General features: G+C 64.8%; 13 protein-coding genes. 5 read left to right on the top strand and 8 right to left on the bottom strand.

Annotation, left to right across the window (positions count from 1 at the left end; translation table 11 throughout):
• Positions 1–86 precede the first annotated feature (86 nt).
• The 4 genes from car to AB0H61_RS32850 form a co-directional block, all read right to left on the bottom strand.
• Positions 87–3,563: a carboxylic acid reductase gene (gene car / locus AB0H61_RS32865; protein WP_357311638.1), complete on the bottom strand. Its 3,477-nt coding sequence runs from the start codon at positions 3,561–3,563 to the stop codon at positions 87–89.
• A 140-nt stretch (positions 3,564–3,703) separates the two neighbouring features.
• Positions 3,704–4,462 carry an acyl-ACP thioesterase domain-containing protein gene (locus AB0H61_RS32860; protein WP_357311637.1) on the bottom strand — a complete coding sequence of 253 codons (759 nt, stop codon included), beginning with the start codon at positions 4,460–4,462 and terminating at the stop codon, positions 3,704–3,706.
• Positions 4,463–4,530: 68 nt separating this feature from the next.
• The gene (locus tag AB0H61_RS32855) at positions 4,531–4,887 is read right to left on the bottom strand and encodes a DUF3703 domain-containing protein (RefSeq protein WP_357311636.1); all 357 of its coding nucleotides are present in this window, start codon (positions 4,885–4,887) and stop codon (positions 4,531–4,533) included.
• Positions 4,888–4,992: 105 nt separating this feature from the next.
• Positions 4,993–5,838, bottom strand: a complete 846-nt coding sequence (locus tag AB0H61_RS32850; protein WP_357311635.1) for a helix-turn-helix transcriptional regulator — start codon at positions 5,836–5,838, stop codon at positions 4,993–4,995.
• 333 nt (positions 5,839–6,171) lie between these two features.
• On the opposite strand from AB0H61_RS32850, the gene AB0H61_RS32845 reads away from it, so the two are divergent.
• Complete coding sequence (locus tag AB0H61_RS32845; protein ID WP_357311634.1) at positions 6,172–7,062, top strand: helix-turn-helix transcriptional regulator; 891 nt, start codon at positions 6,172–6,174, stop codon at positions 7,060–7,062.
• Positions 7,063–7,132: 70 nt separating this feature from the next.
• Here AB0H61_RS32845 and AB0H61_RS32840 read toward each other — a convergent pair whose 3' ends face one another.
• A complete protein-coding gene (locus AB0H61_RS32840; RefSeq protein WP_357311633.1) occupies positions 7,133–7,354 on the bottom strand; it encodes a DUF397 domain-containing protein in 222 nt (73 codons plus the stop codon).
• Positions 7,355–7,524: 170 nt separating this feature from the next.
• On the opposite strand from AB0H61_RS32840, the gene AB0H61_RS32835 reads away from it, so the two are divergent.
• The 4 genes from AB0H61_RS32835 to AB0H61_RS32820 all read left to right on the top strand — a co-directional run bounded on the left by AB0H61_RS32835 (position 7,525) and on the right by AB0H61_RS32820 (position 12,941).
• The gene (locus tag AB0H61_RS32835) at positions 7,525–8,445 is read left to right on the top strand and encodes a BTAD domain-containing putative transcriptional regulator (RefSeq protein ID WP_357311632.1); all 921 of its coding nucleotides are present in this window, start codon (positions 7,525–7,527) and stop codon (positions 8,443–8,445) included.
• Positions 8,446–8,531: 86 nt separating this feature from the next.
• Positions 8,532–10,436 (top strand): hypothetical protein, encoded by a 1,905-nt coding sequence (locus AB0H61_RS32830; protein WP_357311631.1) that lies wholly within the window; start codon positions 8,532–8,534, stop codon positions 10,434–10,436.
• A gap of 203 nt (positions 10,437–10,639) precedes the next feature.
• On the top strand, positions 10,640–11,572 hold the full coding sequence (locus tag AB0H61_RS32825; RefSeq protein ID WP_357311630.1) for a hypothetical protein: 933 nt from the start codon (positions 10,640–10,642) through the stop codon (positions 11,570–11,572).
• On the top strand, positions 11,562–12,941 hold the full coding sequence (locus tag AB0H61_RS32820) for a DUF4407 domain-containing protein (RefSeq protein WP_357311629.1): 1,380 nt from the start codon (positions 11,562–11,564) through the stop codon (positions 12,939–12,941). The genes AB0H61_RS32825 and AB0H61_RS32820 overlap by 11 nt, the downstream gene beginning before the upstream one ends.
• A 51-nt stretch (positions 12,942–12,992) precedes the next feature.
• Here AB0H61_RS32820 and der read toward each other — a convergent pair whose 3' ends face one another.
• From der to AB0H61_RS32805, 3 genes are all read right to left on the bottom strand, one after another.
• On the bottom strand, positions 12,993–14,408 hold the full coding sequence (gene der / locus AB0H61_RS32815; protein ID WP_357311628.1) for a ribosome biogenesis GTPase Der: 1,416 nt from the start codon (positions 14,406–14,408) through the stop codon (positions 12,993–12,995).
• Positions 14,405–15,082 (bottom strand): (d)CMP kinase, encoded by a 678-nt coding sequence (gene cmk, locus AB0H61_RS32810; RefSeq protein ID WP_357311698.1) that lies wholly within the window; start codon positions 15,080–15,082, stop codon positions 14,405–14,407. The genes der and cmk overlap by 4 nt, the downstream gene beginning before the upstream one ends.
• Before the next feature lie 71 nt (positions 15,083–15,153).
• Positions 15,154–16,341: a pseudouridine synthase gene (locus AB0H61_RS32805; protein ID WP_357311627.1), complete on the bottom strand. Its 1,188-nt coding sequence runs from the start codon at positions 16,339–16,341 to the stop codon at positions 15,154–15,156.

Below are 16,341 nucleotides of genomic sequence, written 5' to 3'. Positions count from 1 at the left end.
CACAAGCATAAGACAAACTATAGAAGTTGTATAGAACGAGTTCTAGTTACGGACCGCTGCTCGTCGCCGCGACCGGCCGACAACCGTCAGCGCAGGAGACCCCACTGCCGCAGGTCGGTGCCGTACTTCGTGATCAAGGCCGCCGACAGGTGCGGAATGTCGCCGTCCGGCCCTGGATTCGCGGCTTGCACGGCGGCTTGGAACCGCTTGGCGGGCAGCGCGGCGCCGGGCAGCGGCCTACTCGGCCTGCGGTAGGCGTGCAGTAGGGGCAGCAGCGAATGCCTGCGTTGGTCTTCGGGTAGTCGGCGCAACGCGGTCTCGAAGCGGGAGAACCACTCTCGATAGTCGGTGATACGCCGAATGGGGTGGCCCGCCTCGATCAGCCAGTCCACGAAGGTATCCAGGGAGATGCCGTCCTCGTGCGGATTGAGGACGTCATAGGTCCGGAAACCCGCCGTCGTCCGGGCGCCGAGCGATGTGATGGCCGCCGCGGTGAAATCCACGGGGAGACCGTCGTAGTGGGCGCGTTGCCGGTTACCTTCGGCGTCGGTCTCGTAGAAGGAGTACGGGGCGATTCCGGTGACCAGCAGACTGAGCAACAGCCTCGTGAACATATCGGGGAGATTCACCTGACCCGCGTAGCGGCTGTGCGCCAGGATCATGTCCGAACGGAACACCGCGACCGGGAGACCGTAGCGATCGTGCACCTCGCGCAACAGCACCTCACCGGCCCATTTACTGTTCCCGTACCCGTTGGCGTAGCTCTCGTCCACGGCACGGACCGGGCTCATGAGCCGGATATCGCCGTCCTCGTCGAAGTCGGCGGGGTCGATCTGCGCGGCGACCGCGACGGTCGAGAGATAGGTGATCGGCTTGCGCCGGGTGGTGAGCGCCAGGCGGATGAGTTCGGCGGTGCCGACGACATTGGGGCCGAACAACTCTCGATATGGGAGCACATGGTTGACCAATGCGGCCGGGTGGACGATCACATCGACGGTATCGGCCAGGCGATGCCAGGTGGCCTCGTCCAGACCGAGATTCGGGTCTCCGACATCCCCGGCAATGACCTCCAGGCGGGATGCGGCCAGCTCGTGGAAGTACCGGGCCGATTCGGTATCGCCGGTTTCGAAGGCGGAGGTGAGCCGCTGCCGGGCCGCGCTGGCGTCGACACCGCGCACCAGGCAGATCAATTGTCCGCCGGTCGAATTCAGACGCTCGAGCCATTCGAGACAGAGGAATCGGCCCAGATAGCCGTTCGCGCCGGTCAGCAGTACGGTATGCGCGCCGGTAGCGAGGGGCAGCGCCCCCGCGGCGGCGAGGGTCGGTGCGTCGATGAATTTGTCCAGTGCGAGTTCCCGGGCCCTGACCGTAGCGCCCGCACCGTGCACCGATTCGAAGCTCGGTCGCCGTGAACCCGAGTTTCGTTCCGTCTCTATGTAATTCGCCAACCGGCGCAAATCGTTCGCCGGGCTGGTCACCACACCGACCGGCACCTCGACGCCGAAGATATCCCGCAACAGCGTCGAGAAGGACAGCGCGGACAGCGAATCGCCGCCCACATCGATGAAATGCGCGTCGGGGCGGAGATCGGTAGTCGCACAACCCAATAGGGCCCGAATCGCACGACCGACGGTCTCCAGGACCGGCCGGTCCACGGCGCCGTGGTGCAGGGTCACCAACTCCGCGGCCTGGGCCACCGCGAGATCGGCATACAGTTGCTCCAGCCGCGCACCGTAGTGCGCTTCGAGCTTGGGCCGCAGCAGCTTTCCGATGCCGGAGAGCAATCCGTTGCCGACGGTGAACGGCTCGGTCTCGATCAGGAAGTCGCGCGGAATCTCGTAGGAGTGCAGATCCGCATCCTTGGCGAGCTGCCGCAACGATTCACCGAGTGCGGTTTTCAACACCGCGGGCGACATGACCAGCGCGTCGGCGGTCGGTACGATCACCGCGAGCAGATAGGCGCGTTCGCTGCTGCCGTAAACGAAGATCTGGCGGATCAGCGGGCTGCTGGCGAAGGCCGCCTCGACCGCCGCGACGGTGACGAATTCACCCTGAGACAGTTTGAGGACATTATTGCGGCGGTCGACGTAGACGAGTTCGTCCGGACCGAGCTCGGCGACGATATCGCCGGTGCGGTAAAAGCCGTCCGCGTCGAAGATTTCAGCGGTGATCTCCGGTCGCTTGTAGTATCCGGGGATCATGGCGGTGGTCTTGATCAGGAGTTCGCCGCGTGGGTGCGGTTGGTCGGTGCGGAAATAGCCGAGTTCGGGAACGTCGCTCAGTGTGTAATCGAGAACCGGTGGGCGCCGCACCCGGTTGTCGATCACCAGGCCGCCGCCCGCCTCGGTGGAGCCGTAGCCATCGTGCAGCTCCAGCTCCAGCACCGATTCGACGAACGCCTTCATCTCCGCCGCCAGCGGCGCGCTGCCGCACAGCACCGACATGAAGCGTCCGCCCAGGAAGTGTTCGCGCAGTTCGGCTTTCACCTCAGCCACGAGCGCGTCCGGGTCGCGGCCCGGCGCGGATCGTCGATCCACCTCGTACTGGAAGCGCTGGAACACCATGTCGCACACCCGCGGCACGAAGAACAGCTCGGTGGGGCGCACCAGGGCGATGTCCTCGAACAGTGTCGACATATCGCTCTCGGCGGTGAAATAGGCGGTGCCGCCGCGCGCCAGCACCCCGTGCAGTGTCAATCGACCGGCGACGTGGCTCATCGGCATGTAGTTCAGGTTGATCGCGGCGACCAACGGCTGGCCCAGCCACATCGCGGTCACCAAACGCTCGGTATACATGGCGCCCTTGGGCGTTCCGGTGCTGCCGGAGGTGTAGATGAGCAGCGAGAGTCGATCGTCGTCCGCCTCGACCAGCGGCGCTGAATCTCGTGTGCGACCGCGGTCGAGCGCCGTCTCCAGGGTTTCGATCACGACATCGCGATCCGCCAGGCGAGCGCGCGCGGATTCGAAGGCGGCCTGCCGCGCCTCGTCCAGGGGGTGGTAGTCGAAGACGAGCAGGGTGGCGGGTGCCGCGCCGGCCAGAATGCAGTCGACGGCGTGATCGAGCAGTTCGGCGCTGGTAGCGAGGATTCGCGGCGCGGTCTCGGCAAGGATCGGATTCAGTTGCGCGACAGGCGCACTCGCCTGCAACGGCACCGCCACCGCACCGAGGTGCACGCAGGCGAGGTCGACAGTCGTGTAGTCGACGCTGGTGAAGCCGAGAATGGCGACGAAATCGCCCGTCCGTATCGGGTTTTCGGGCGCGCTGTGCCAATCGGCCGCGAGTGCGCCGACCCGAGACCAGAGTTCGCGGTAGGTGACGGTGGTGAAGGCGGGCAGCAATCGCATCGCGCGACGGCCGGTCTCGTCGGTGACGATCTCGAACTCGCGCCTGCCGAGCGCGGGACGGTCGGCGTAACCCTCCATCAGCGTCGCGACGATCTGCGGGAGACCGATTCCGGTCTCCCGGATCGCCGCGCTGATCGACTCGATCGGGGTGGCGTCGCGAATATCGCGATTATCGGCGTACAAATCCGCTATGCGTCGGGCGCTCCGGGTCTCCGCCATCGGCCGACCTCCTTGGTGAGTTACGCCTGCCCCCACCAGCAACGTTAGCGTAACTAAAGAGTTGGGTCACGGACAGAACCGGACAACGTCCGGTTGCCCACCTCCATTCTGAAGGCAAGCGCCTCCAGATGGCTAGCCGGTCAGATCGGCGTCACCCGCGCGACCGCGCGTGGCTCATCTGCCACGGCGATCCAGATATCGAGGGCGGACCCGGTGCGGCGACCGACCAACCGGACCTCCTCCCCCGCCTGCAGCGGCTTCGCGTACTCGATGACCACGCGATGCGCACCGGCGGTCAGATCCGGATAAGCCGCCAGCCGTTCCTCGACCGCGCCCAGATAGACGGCGTTGTTGACGTGGTCCAGCAGGTCGATATCGGCGACGCGCAGCGGGAACCGCAGTTCGTCGACGCCCGCTTCGTCCGCGGCGGGCAGCGGATCGGTCAGGACGGCCTTCCAGCGCAGGCGGTGTTCGGTAGTGGCGGCCATCATCGGTGCCATGAACCGGTCGCTCATGCGGGCGGGCATGCCGGTCTCGGTTCCGAAATGGATCAGGAAACCCTCGGTCTCGATCAGCCCGCCACCGCTGCCGCAGATCTGCACACGCATGTTGCACCAGCGGTTGGACAGCGCCGAACACCATCTGCGCAGCGTGACATGTTCGCCGAATTCGATCGGCTTCAGCACATCGATCACGGTCCGGCGCACCACCCACCCCCGATGGGTGTCGCCGTCCTCGACCGCGTCCAGGTGTTCGAACCCGATGTCCTGCAGATACCGGGCGACAGCATCCAGCCGCACCCGTTGGTGGCGGTCGATATCGCCGTATCGAACCGGCCATCCAGTCTGGAACGGGGTTCCGGTGGTCGGCAGTTCCGGCAGCACGCTGGGAATGACCATGCCCGGATAATGCCAGGCGATGAGCACCCCCGCGTACCTCGGGTCGACACCGGGGACCGCCGTGGAACCTAGCTGCGGGCGGTTTCGCCGCGGCCCTCGGCAAGGATGCGATTCAACTCGGCGGGGATCGGCATCGAGGTCCTGATGCCGACGGCGGTACGGCCGGTATTGCCGGTGGGGACGCGGCCGAGGGAGGATCCGATACCCGCGACGGACAGACGCACCACTTGGCCGAATGCCTCACGCCGGTCGCGGCAGCGCAGCGCGAGGCGGAGCATATGCCAGTGCGCGCGGGTATGCGGCCACGGCCAGGACTGCGACAGGATGTGAGCATTCTCGAGTGCATGCCACATGTCGTCGAGATCGGTTGTGGTGCGGGCCGATTCGAGTTCAGCCTCGAAGGCGATGCGTACGGTCTGCGGCATGCGGGCCACGGTTCCTCCCATGGGTCGAACGGATTGTCGCCCCAGCGTGCCGTCCCGGGAGGCATGCGGACTTGAACAAACCTGCTGCATGCCATCGTGCACGTCTCACCGCGGCAGGCGGGCCACCCACCGGATGCCGGCGAATTCCGAGGGCGGCGCGCCGAACATGCGGCGGCAGACCCTGGTCAGATGAGCGCTGTCGGCGAATCCGGCGCCATGGGCCACCGCCGTCAGCGAGTCTCCGGATGCCAGCAACTCGATGGCCCGCTGCATCCGCAGCCAGCGCACATACGGCCGCAACGGCAGCCCGATATCGGCCGAGAATACGTGCGCCAGACGACTTTCCGAGAGATGCACACTCTCAGCGAGATCTCGGAGCCGGATCGGCCCCGAGTCCAGCCGATCGGGAAGGAGGCGAAGCAACTCCGCGACCGCGCGATGGCGCTGTCCGGCGTTCGGGCGTGCAGCCTCCGTATCCAGCCACCCGGAGTCGCCGAGCATGGCGGTGCGCATCCATTCGCGCACCGCGGCGCGCACAGATTCCAGTGAGTCGGTTCCGCTCCCTGCCGCGCCGACGCCCCACAACCATCCGCTAGCGGAATCCACGCCCAACGCGGCGGCCGCGCGACCCCACGCCACGGCTGCCTCCCCCGGTTGCGCCACGCCGGCCAGCGCGGCGCCGGCGGCGGATTCCGGATCGAAGTGCATCAGCAGACCGTCGCGCGCGCCCCGGACGACCGCGTGCGGCACATCGGCCGGGACGACCCCGGCGCGGCAGGTGAATTCATGACCGGCCGCGTCTCGCAATACCACCTCGTCCTCGCGGCTCACCAGCACCTGCACGCTGTGGTGGGCGTGTAGGTCGGCCGTGCCGATCCGGCCGTCGATCACCAGGAGGCCGGGGCGCATCATTGCGCTGCCTCGCCAGCCGGTTCCGCCTTCAGCACTCATTCCGACAGTGTCGCGCCCACACCGGCGGCCCACGCGAACGAGGTACCTCGGAACCGACTCGCCAAGCTCCGGACCAACACCGTCGATGATCGAACATTCTGCGCCCCAACAACTTACACGCGCACACAGTCGGTTACACAGCGCCTCCGCCGACGCCGCGCGCCGGGCGACCGAACAGCGACGGACAGCCTCCACGACCCGCGCCGCCGCCCCGTCGGCTCCGTGAATCACGAAAAGACCAGTACATCGATACGCCTATTGACGCGCGGGAATCATGGTGGTTCGATTTGAATCGCTATGGGTCGCATGAATCAAGCCGGAAACGATACGCCGATGGATGAGGCAACCGCCTCGCATCCCGCCGACTCGGGTGCGGACGCACGCAATGCGCTTGCGGCCGAGTTGCGGCGGCTGCGCGATCTCGCGGGCATTTCCGGACGAGACCTCGCGAGCCGGGTCGGTATCAGCCAGTCGAAGCTCTCGCGGATCGAGACGGGCATCGCCGTCCCCTCGCTTCCGCAGGTGCTGGATTGGGCCAGAGAAGTCGACGCCGCGCCCGAGACCCAGAATTTGTTGCGGCGCCTGACGAAGGCGGCACATTCCGAGGCCAACGAGGTCACCCCGTGGCGTTCCGAGCTGGAAACCCGCGACCACCTCCAGGACGACATCCGCGACCACGAGGCGGGCGCGGATCGCATCCGCAACTTCCAGCCTTCACTGGTGCCGGGCCTGCTGCAAACTGCCGAATACGCGCGCAGGGTGTTCGCGAAGTTCCAATTCCCGTACACCACACAAGATCTCGCGTCCGCAGTCGCAGCCCGGCTGAACCGCCAACTGGCGTTGTTCGACCAGGACAAGAAATTCGAGTTCCTGATCACCGAGGCCGCACTGCGGCTACGGCCCGGCCCACACCATGTCCTACTCGCCCAACTCGACCGGATCGCGTCGATCAGCACCTTGGACAATGTATCGATCGGACTGATTCGCTACGACGTCGAGGCGACCACCACGATCCCGCACGGCTTCGTCATCTACGAAAGCGAGGACGACGCGCTGGTCTCCCTCGAAATGGTGGATGCGAACCGGCTGATCCGAGCGCCCGAGGAGGTCGAGCTCTACCTCGGGCGGTGGGATCTACTGCGGCAGATGGCGGTATTCGACGACGATGCCCGGACCTTCCTGTCCGCACTCGTCGCCGATATCCGCAGATCAGCGAGCGATTGACATGTCCGGTCGCACCGCACGAGGGGTGGTGGTGCCGCAGCAACCCCGCTGCGGCACCACCTCGGCGGCGCTAGGCGCCGAGATCGAACTCCCCGGCGCGCACCCCGGCCAGGAACGCCCGCCACTCCGACGGCGTGAACCACAGCACCGGACTGAACAGGTCCTTCGAGTCGCGCACCGCGACCCACCCATCGAAGAAGGCGACCTCGACGCAGTCGCCACCTCCATCACTGAAGGTACTCTTTGCGAACCTCGCGATGAAATCGTACTCGCTAAATGCATTGTCGCTCATGACTTCTCCTTCGCCTCCGGAGACCCTTTGTCCCCGCTTCGATATCAAGGAAAAGCCCTCGCGATGGGTAGATGACTCGGAACCGATAGGTGCGCAACTGGATTCGGATAGGTCATCCGATAGGCGAGCTCGAGCAGATGAGGAACAGCTACATGTCTACCGAAGACAGCATGAGAACGCAGCCGATCGTGCAGTTCCGGCTGCTCGGCATGTTCGAGGCTTACGTCGGCGACACTCCGGTATCGCTGGGCGGACGGCGGGAGCGCCGCCTGCTCGTAGCGCTTCTTTCGGAGGCCGGAAAACCCATCCCTCGCGGCAAACTGATCGAGTGGGTCTGGGATGACTCCCCGAAGAAGCCGGACCCATCGCTCAACGAGATCGTCAGCATTGTGCGCACGAAGTACCTACGACCCCTCGGACTGGACCGAAAACTTCGCCATCTCGACGGCACGTACCGACTGGATGTGCCCCCGGAATGGGTCGACGTGCACGTATTCCGCATGTTGACCGATCGAGCGGCGCAAGTCGATGACGATCAGGCACGCGAATTCCTGTCCTCGGCAGTGCAATTGATTCACGGCAAGCCACTGATGGGCATGGAAGGCCGGCGCATCGACGGATACCGGGCGCAATTGACGAACGCCTGCCGCAGCGCCGAACTCCGACTCAATCAGATCGAGGTCGAGCAGGGCCACGCCCTCGAGCGGATCCCGTCGCTGCAACGGCTGCACGCGGAGATTCCGCATGACACGCAGGGCGCCGAACTCTATATGACCGCGCTCCACCTGGTCGGACGCACCGCCGAGGCGCTGAGATGCTATGGGCGAGTCCACGGATTGCTGATCAGACTCGGCCTCGTAATTCCCGATGAATTCACCGCTCTACAGGAGCGATTCCTGCGCGAGGGCCCGCGACTCGGTCACCAGTCGATTGATGAGGCAACCATGGCACCGGACGACCACACCGAGGATCAGCACGACGATCCGAAACCGACTGCCGACAACCATGATCCGGTCACCAACGTCTTCACCTACGTCGAGCAGGTGCACAGTCGGAACGTCGTTTTCGGTGTCCAGCAGAGGCCGAGTTGACCAAACCAACGGACGGCTCCGGAGGGCCGAACCTCGGACCTATGCCGCATCGCGACGGGCGGACAGGTCCATCGGGTGTGCAGGGCATGTCGAATATCGTCTTCACCTTCATCGAGTCCGCCGCCATCAACAAGGCAGCGTTCGGCATGCCATATCAGACCGACGCTCGGACAGGCCTCGGTACCGGCCGCATCCCCGATGATGAAGTCGCCGGTGCCACCGCGCATTACGTCGAGCCGAAATGCCACGCGGAAGCCAGATCGTTACTTCTGGAGCACCGCATGGTTGTCCTGTGGGGGCCCACAGGAAGCGGCAAACGCACCGCGGCGATCAATCTGCTCCGCGAGGTTGCCACCGAGCCGCTCATCTCGTTGTCGCCGCAGAAGAATATTCGCCAGTTGGCACGCCGTGAGTACGGGGAGCACGGATACGCGATCTTCGACCACAGCGCTGAGCCCGACAGAAGTCGTAACAGCTTCGCGCATGGAATTCTTCGCGACCGGCTGATGGACGCGCAAGCCTTCCTGGTCCTGACAACCACGACGAAACCGGATGAGAGTTCCGACGTACTCCGGTACGTCGAATGGTCCGGGCCGGACCCACTGCTGGTCGTCGAGTCGCATATGTCAGCGCATCTGCCCGCTCGAACCCGGGAGATCTTGTGCAACAGACTTACCGGCACCGTATCGATGCGGGACTTGACCGATCTGGCTGCCCAGTTGGACTCGGGCCGGTCGCTGGAGAACGCGTTCGATCACCTGGACGCCACCGCTCGCAAAGCTGTTACGGATTGGTTCGACCGGGGGCCCGACCACCGTCAAGTAGCAGAAGTCACCGCGCTCGCGTTTGCGCGCAAGTCCGATGACCGAACTTTCGAAGCGATGGCGGCAGCATGCCATAAGCTGCTCGACTCGGATCCGCCCGAACGGACTGCCACCGCCGAAAACAAGTACCCGCAGAGCCGGCGCGAATGGAGTCACTCCGACGGCCTGATCATGCGTGAAGTGGTGAACTCCGATATCGGTCGACGGTCGCAGGTCGATTTCCGCTCTCCCGCCTATCAGCGACATGTCCTTCGCGAGCTGTGGGATCGGATGGGCAGCGACTACTGGATCGCATTCCATACCTGGCTGGACGGCTTGAAGTTAGGCACTACCCCCGGGATCCGGTCGGTTGCCGACGGCTTGGCTGTTCTCGCGGAAGTCGGCTTCGATGAGGCACGCCACGCACTCGATCGGTGGTCGACAGGCAGCAAGGGCACCGAGGGCCAGTTCGTCTGCGTGGTTGCGTTGTCCCGGATGGCACTTCGCGACGACCTCGCGCCGTTGTCGCTTCGGATCGCCTCGACATGGATCCATGACGAGAACGAATGGCGTCGGTGGGTTGCGGCGGCAGCCTTCGAATCCGCCCTGGGCGCCAGATACCCACATGAGGCAACCGAACAACTGTGGTCGCTGTGTTTGCGGGCCTACGACGCGAATCCCGACATCACTCGTGTCATCGGAAACCTCTTCACCAATCTCACCGGAACCGAGCATGCGGGCCGGGTACTCCGACTACTGTCGAACGAACTGAAATCCGAGAACGTGCGCCGTCGGAGGGTCGCCCGTTCCATCGGGCATGCCGTGTTCACCGCGAGAGACGGCTCGGGGCGCTTGTCTTTCCACACGTTCATCGAGCACTATCCCGAATGGGCCGATGGCATTGCGCACCTGAATACCGCACTCCAACATACGAACTCACGAGCGATCCAGTCCATTCGCGGACACTCCGAAATGTCGCCCTTCGACAACACGACCGAGGCAGGCAGCAGCCTACTGGAGGACGATGCGGACGACATCACCGCCGATGACGACGATCGGTGGATTATCGAGACGAATCGGGCGATCTCCCCGCCGAGTCGTGTCGGTGCCGATGCGGCCACCGCCGCCTTTGCCGCCTATCTCACCGCCATCGCCCAACCCAGAACAGACAACAGGGATATCCCATGAATCATCGTTACCCGATCGTCGATACTCGCCGCCTCGCGCCTGTCACGAAGGGAAAGTTGTTCGGCCCGCGGCGAACTCGAACCATCGATGATCTGCCGAGCGGCAGGGCCGACCATCGGCTCGTCTATCGGGTCGACGGCGACTACGTACTCGATAACTTCGCCCTGCCACTCGACTCCCCTACCGTGCTCGATGCGTCACATGTGAGCCTGGTCGACGTTTCGAAGGATGCGGCCGTCGAGGTCGAGCTCGAGATTCCGTCGATGGATGCCTCGTCCTTCACCGTTCGAGCCACCTTCCAATGCACGGTGAATGATCCGATCGCAGTGGTCCAGGAGGGAACCTCCGATATCGCAAAAACTTTGGAGGTATATCTGAAGAGTCACTATCCGCTCGAGGAGATAGGGCGCGCCCACAACCTCGAAGAAATCAATGATGTCCGGCGCATACTCAACGCACAGGCGGAGGCATTCACCACGTTCATGCCGCCGAAACTGCCCGGTGTACAGGTAAAGTTCGCGAGCGCACAAGTTCTGACGCCTTCCGAGCTCACGGGGTTCTACAACTCCGTTCGCGAGGAGACCTTCCGTAGCAAACTGGAGATTCTCCAGCAGCGCAACATGCAGCAGCAACAGTCCACCCGATCCGACTTCGAGCACAAGGAAGCCGATCTGGCGCACGCGCATCGCAACGATCTGCAGTCGAAACAGTTGAGACATGAGCTCGACCGATACCAGTTGCTCACCACCGCGGTGCCCAGCGACATGGTCGACATGATGCGATACGCGGTCACCACCGGAGCGATGAGTCACATCGACTTCCTCAATACCGTCAGCCAAATGCAGAGGGAGAGTGATGAATACGATCGCGAAACATATCGACGCGAATGGGAAGCCGTACGCGCCGACAGACGTGTGGAACTGCAAGCCAAGGTCGAGGTCATCCAAGGCTTGATTGCCCGAGGACACCTCGACACCGTGGCACTGAGCGGGCTCGAGGATGCGATCGATGAACTGCTCAACCGATCGTCCGACCATCCCGATCGGGCCCGGCCATCGCCGAGAAGCATCGAGGCGAATCCGCCGGACGTCGCCGACGATGACTTGGTGGAGGTGAGGGAGGAAGATGGCCCGTGAGTCTTCAGGACGCCCGATCCGTCCGACAATGACCCACCGGCCCACCACGGCCCTGCCCACCGCGGACGAATTGCCGACAATCCGACAACGGACCGCCCCGGCGAGCGGTCGGTTCTCCAAGTGGTTGCGGTCTCTGGCCGGAGTCTCCGAAGATATCCTCGACTGGGTACCGGAGGAGCGGCCACGCTATGCCATGCTCGGTGCGATCATCCTGAATACCGGTGCGTTAGCGGGACTTTCATTTATCGTGGTCCTGTCCGATCTCGCGCAGGGCCAATGGTTCCTGCTACTGCCGTTCGGCATCATGTGGGGCTACCTCGTCATGACCTTTGATCGGTGGCTGATCGCCAGCACCAACGGCGTTCCGCAATGGTCCAGGATCCGGGTGTTCGGGCCACGGCTCGCGATTTCGGTACTGCTGGGTATCGCCATCGCCGAGCCACTTGTCCTGTGGGTATTCCGAGCCCCCGTTCAGGTCGAAATCGAGGAGTACCGCCGAGCACAGATCGGGCAGTACGAGAGCTCTCTGTACGAGTGCAACCCCATAACAGGCGCACCACCAGCCGGGCGCGACTGTGAAAACCTGCGGGTGAATATCGCGGGATCTCCGGAAGCCGTTCAACAACAGCTGACCCGAGCAATGGACCAGCTGAGACAGTCGACGACAAACATCGATGAAATCAATCGACAGCTGGACGAATTGGAGCGCCTCGCACGAGATGAATGCGCCGGTACCCCGGGGCCTGGGCTTACCGGGCGTGCCGGTGAGGGCAGCGCATGCTTGCGTAACCGCCAGCTGGCCGACCAGTATCGGCTCGACATTCGAATCGACAAGCAATACGCAGATTTGATCGCCCAGCAGAACCGGATCGATGACCTCAATCGGCAACTCGGACAGGCGCAGCAGATAAGCGGCGCCGAGATCGCAGCGGCCATCTCCGAGAAGGTCTCCGAGAAACGAGAGACACTGCGCGGAAGCGGAATTCTCGATCAGATCGACGCGCTCGACCGGCTCACAGCCGACACTCCGACTGTCGGGATTGCGACGTGGGTATTGCGACTGCTGCTCATCATGATCGACAGCCTGCCGGTGCTGAGCAAGCTCATGAGCGGTACGACGACCTACGATCGGTTGGTCACGCGGCGGCTGGCATCGGCGAATCGGCAGCACAGCAGACATATACAACTGGACGAGCGCGCACACGCGGTCGACATGGAGATCGGCACGCAGGTCGTCGAACAAGAACTGCGCCGCAGCACCGACGATCTGATGGAAACCGATCATGCGGAAAGAGCACGCCGAAAAGCAACGCTGCACGCGCACATGGGCGAGTTCGCCGCCGAACTCGAACGCAAGTACCGACGGTGATGCCACAAGGGCCCCGGGACAATTCATATCCCGGGGCCCTTCGCGCTCGAACTACTTCTTGCGATCCCGCTTCTCCCGGACACGCACCGAGATGCGGACCGGTGAACCATCGAACCCGAATTCCTCGCGCAGTCGTCGCTCCAGGAAGCGGCGGTAGCCCGCTTCCAGGAAGCCGGTGGTGAAGAGCACGAAGGTCGGGGGGCGGGTGGCGGCCTGGGTGGCGAAGAGCACACGGGGCAGGCGACCGCCGCGCATGGGCGGCGGGGTGGCCGCGATGACCTCTTTGAGCCAGGTGTTCAGGCGGCCCGTCGGGATGCGCTTATCCCAGGATTCCAGTGCGGTTTCCATGGCCGGGACCAGTTTCTGCACGGCGCGGCCGGTATGCGCGGAGATGTTCACCCGCTGAGCCCACGGGACGCGGACCAGTTCGCGGTCCACCTCCTTCTCCAACACCAGGCGCCGGTCCTCGTCGACCAGATCCCATTTGTTGAAGGCCAGTACCAGGGCGCGACCGGAGTCGGCGACCAGGCTGATGACCCGCAGGTCCTGCTCGGTGATCGGCTGCGAGGCATCGATCAGCATGATCGCGACCTCGGAGGCTTCGAGCGCGGATTTGGTCCGCAGCGAAGCGTAGAACTCGGTGCCGCTGGCGTTGGAGACTTTGCGGCGCAGGCCCGCGGTGTCGACGAATTTCCAGATCTTGTCGCCCAATTCGACGAGTGAGTCGACCGGGTCGACGGTGGTGCCGGCGACATCGTGCACCACCGAGCGCTCGTCGCCCGAAAGCTTGTTGAGCAGACTGGATTTGCCGACATTCGGCTTGCCGACCAGCGAGACACGGCGCGGGCCGGAGCCGCCGGTGCCCTCGCGCGGGGTCTCCGGGAGGGCGGCGAGTACGTCGTCGAGCAGGTCACCGGTGCCGCGGCCGTGCGCGGCGCTGACCATGCGCGGTTCACCGAGGCCGAGCGACCACAGGGTCGCCGCCTCGGATTCGACGCGCTGGTCATCGACCTTGTTGGCGACCAGGATCACCGGGATCTTGGAGCGCCGCAGCTTCTTCACCGCCGCCTCGTCGGTGGCGGTGGCGCCGACGGTGCCGTCGACCACCAGCAGGATGGCGTCGGCGGTCTCCATGGCCAGTTCGGCCTGGCGCGCCACATGCTGTTGCAGTCCCTTGGCGTCGGGTTCCCAGCCGCCGGTGTCCTGCACCCAGAAGCGCCTGCCGGACCAATTGGCCTCATAGGAGACGCGGTCCCGGGTCACCCCGGGGATGTCCTCGACGACGGCCTCGCGGCGTCCGAGGATGCGGTTGACCAACGTGGACTTGCCGACGTTCGGGCGGCCGACGACCGCGAGGGTCGGCATGGCGAGGTGTTCCTCGTCCTCCAGAACGCCTTCGAAATCGGCGATCTCCCACTCGGATTCGTCGCTCCAGATACCGTCGCCGGCGAGTACGTCTTCGTTCATTGGGCGCCTCCCGGCGAGCTCGTTGAAACCTGCTGCGCGACGACGCGATATAACTCGTCGATAACCTCGTCCTTGGTCAGCTCGCTGGTGTCGACCAGGACCGCGTCGGCGGCCGGGCGCAGCGGGGAGACCTTGCGGGTGGAGTCGAGATTGTCACGGCGCTGCACATCGGCGAGCACGGCTTCGTAATCGTCGCCGCGGCCCTCGGCGATGTTCTGCTGATTGCGCCGTTGGGCGCGGGCCTCCGCCGAAGCGGTCAGATAGATCTTGGCGTCGGCACCGGGCAGCACCACGGTGCCGATATCGCGGCCCTCGACCACGATTCGCTGTGCGCTGAAGGCGATTTCACGCTGTAGCGCGACCAGCAGCTCACGCACCTCGGCCACCGCGGACACCGCGGAGACGGCCTTGGTGACCGCGTCGCCGCGAATCTCGGACGAGACGTCCTCGCCGTCGAGTTCGATGACCTCGCGACTGGGATCGGTGCCGATGGTCAGCGGCAGCTCCTTGACGGCCGCGCCGATGGCGGCGGCATCCGTGAGCTCGATACCCGCGCGCAGCACCCGCAGGGTGGCGACGCGGTACATGGCGCCGGTGTCCAGGTAGCGCGCATCCAACCGGGTTGCCAGCAGCCGCGAGACACTCGACTTTCCGGTACCCGAAGGCCCGTCCATGGCAACGACCAAAGACTCAGTGCCCGAAAGCTTCCCCGCTGCGTCAAGCTGCACCGGAACCTCCACACCGTTCACAACGACACCGCCTCGTAGAGTTTGCCGACTTCATCGCGACCGAGCACCCGCAGCGTGCCGGGCCGCTGATCACCCAGAACCACCGGACCGATATTGGTGCGCACCAACCGGGTCACCGGATGGCCGACCGCGTCCAGCAGGCGGCGCACGATGTGCTTACGCCCTTCGTGCAACACCAGTTTCACCAGGGAACGTCCCTCCCCCAGTTCGAGCACCTGGAAACGGTCCACCTTGGCGGGGCCGTCCTCGAGCTCGATGCCTTCTCGCAACCGTTTGCCGATGATCTTGTTATTGACCTCGCCGTGCACCGTCGCCAGATAGGTCTTGGAAACCTCGAACGACGGGTGCATGAGCCGGTGCGCGAGATCGCCGTCATTGGTGAGCAGCAGCAGCCCCTCGGTGTCGGCGTCGAGCCGCCCGACGTGGAACAGCCGCTGCCCGGCCGCGATCCGCTCGGCGACGATATCGCCGACGCATGGGCGGCCCAGATCGTCGGACATCGTGGACTGCCAGCCCTTGGGCTTGTTCAGCGCCAGATGCACCAGTTCCTCGCGCACCATCACGCGGGTGCCATCGACCCGGACCACGGCGTTCTGCGGGTCGATGCGCAGGCCCTGCTCGCGCACGATGAGCCCATCGACTTCGACCCGGCCCTGCGCGATCATTTCCTCGGCGGCGCGACGCGACGCGACACCCGCCTTGGCGAGCACCTTCTGCAGCCGCTCACCCTCGCCCCACGGCATCTTGGTGTGGGTTTCGGTGATCTCGGGTTCCGCGTGCTGGCGACGGGCCGGTTTGGCATTGCTCAGCAGCGGCGGCCCGGAGACCTGGCGCTGCGGTTTGGGGTTCTTGGCCTTGCGACCGGTCGGCGCGGGCGCCTGGGCGGGCCGCCGCGCGGTGCCGCCGCGCTGGGCCGATCCACCCGAGGCCGTGCCACCCTGCGAATACCCACCGCGGGCCGTTCCTCGATGCCCGCTGCCGCGTTGCGCGTCACCCGGGGAGCCGCCATGCCTAGCGCTGCCGCCGCGCTGGTCGTTCTCCCAGGCCCCCCTCTCGGCGGCGGCTCCGCGCTGTGCCGCGCGGGCGCCGCGGGAGCCCGTGTTGCGGGTCGCGCCACCCCTGGCGGGCTGGTCGCTGCGTTTCCTACGATCCGGTGTGCCATCTCGGCGAGCGGAAGTATTCAT

It is taken from the genome of Nocardia sp. NPDC050710, assembly GCF_040654375.1.
GTDB lineage: Bacteria > Actinomycetota > Actinomycetes > Mycobacteriales > Mycobacteriaceae > Nocardia.
This window is presented reverse-complemented; position numbering and strand designations above follow the sequence as displayed.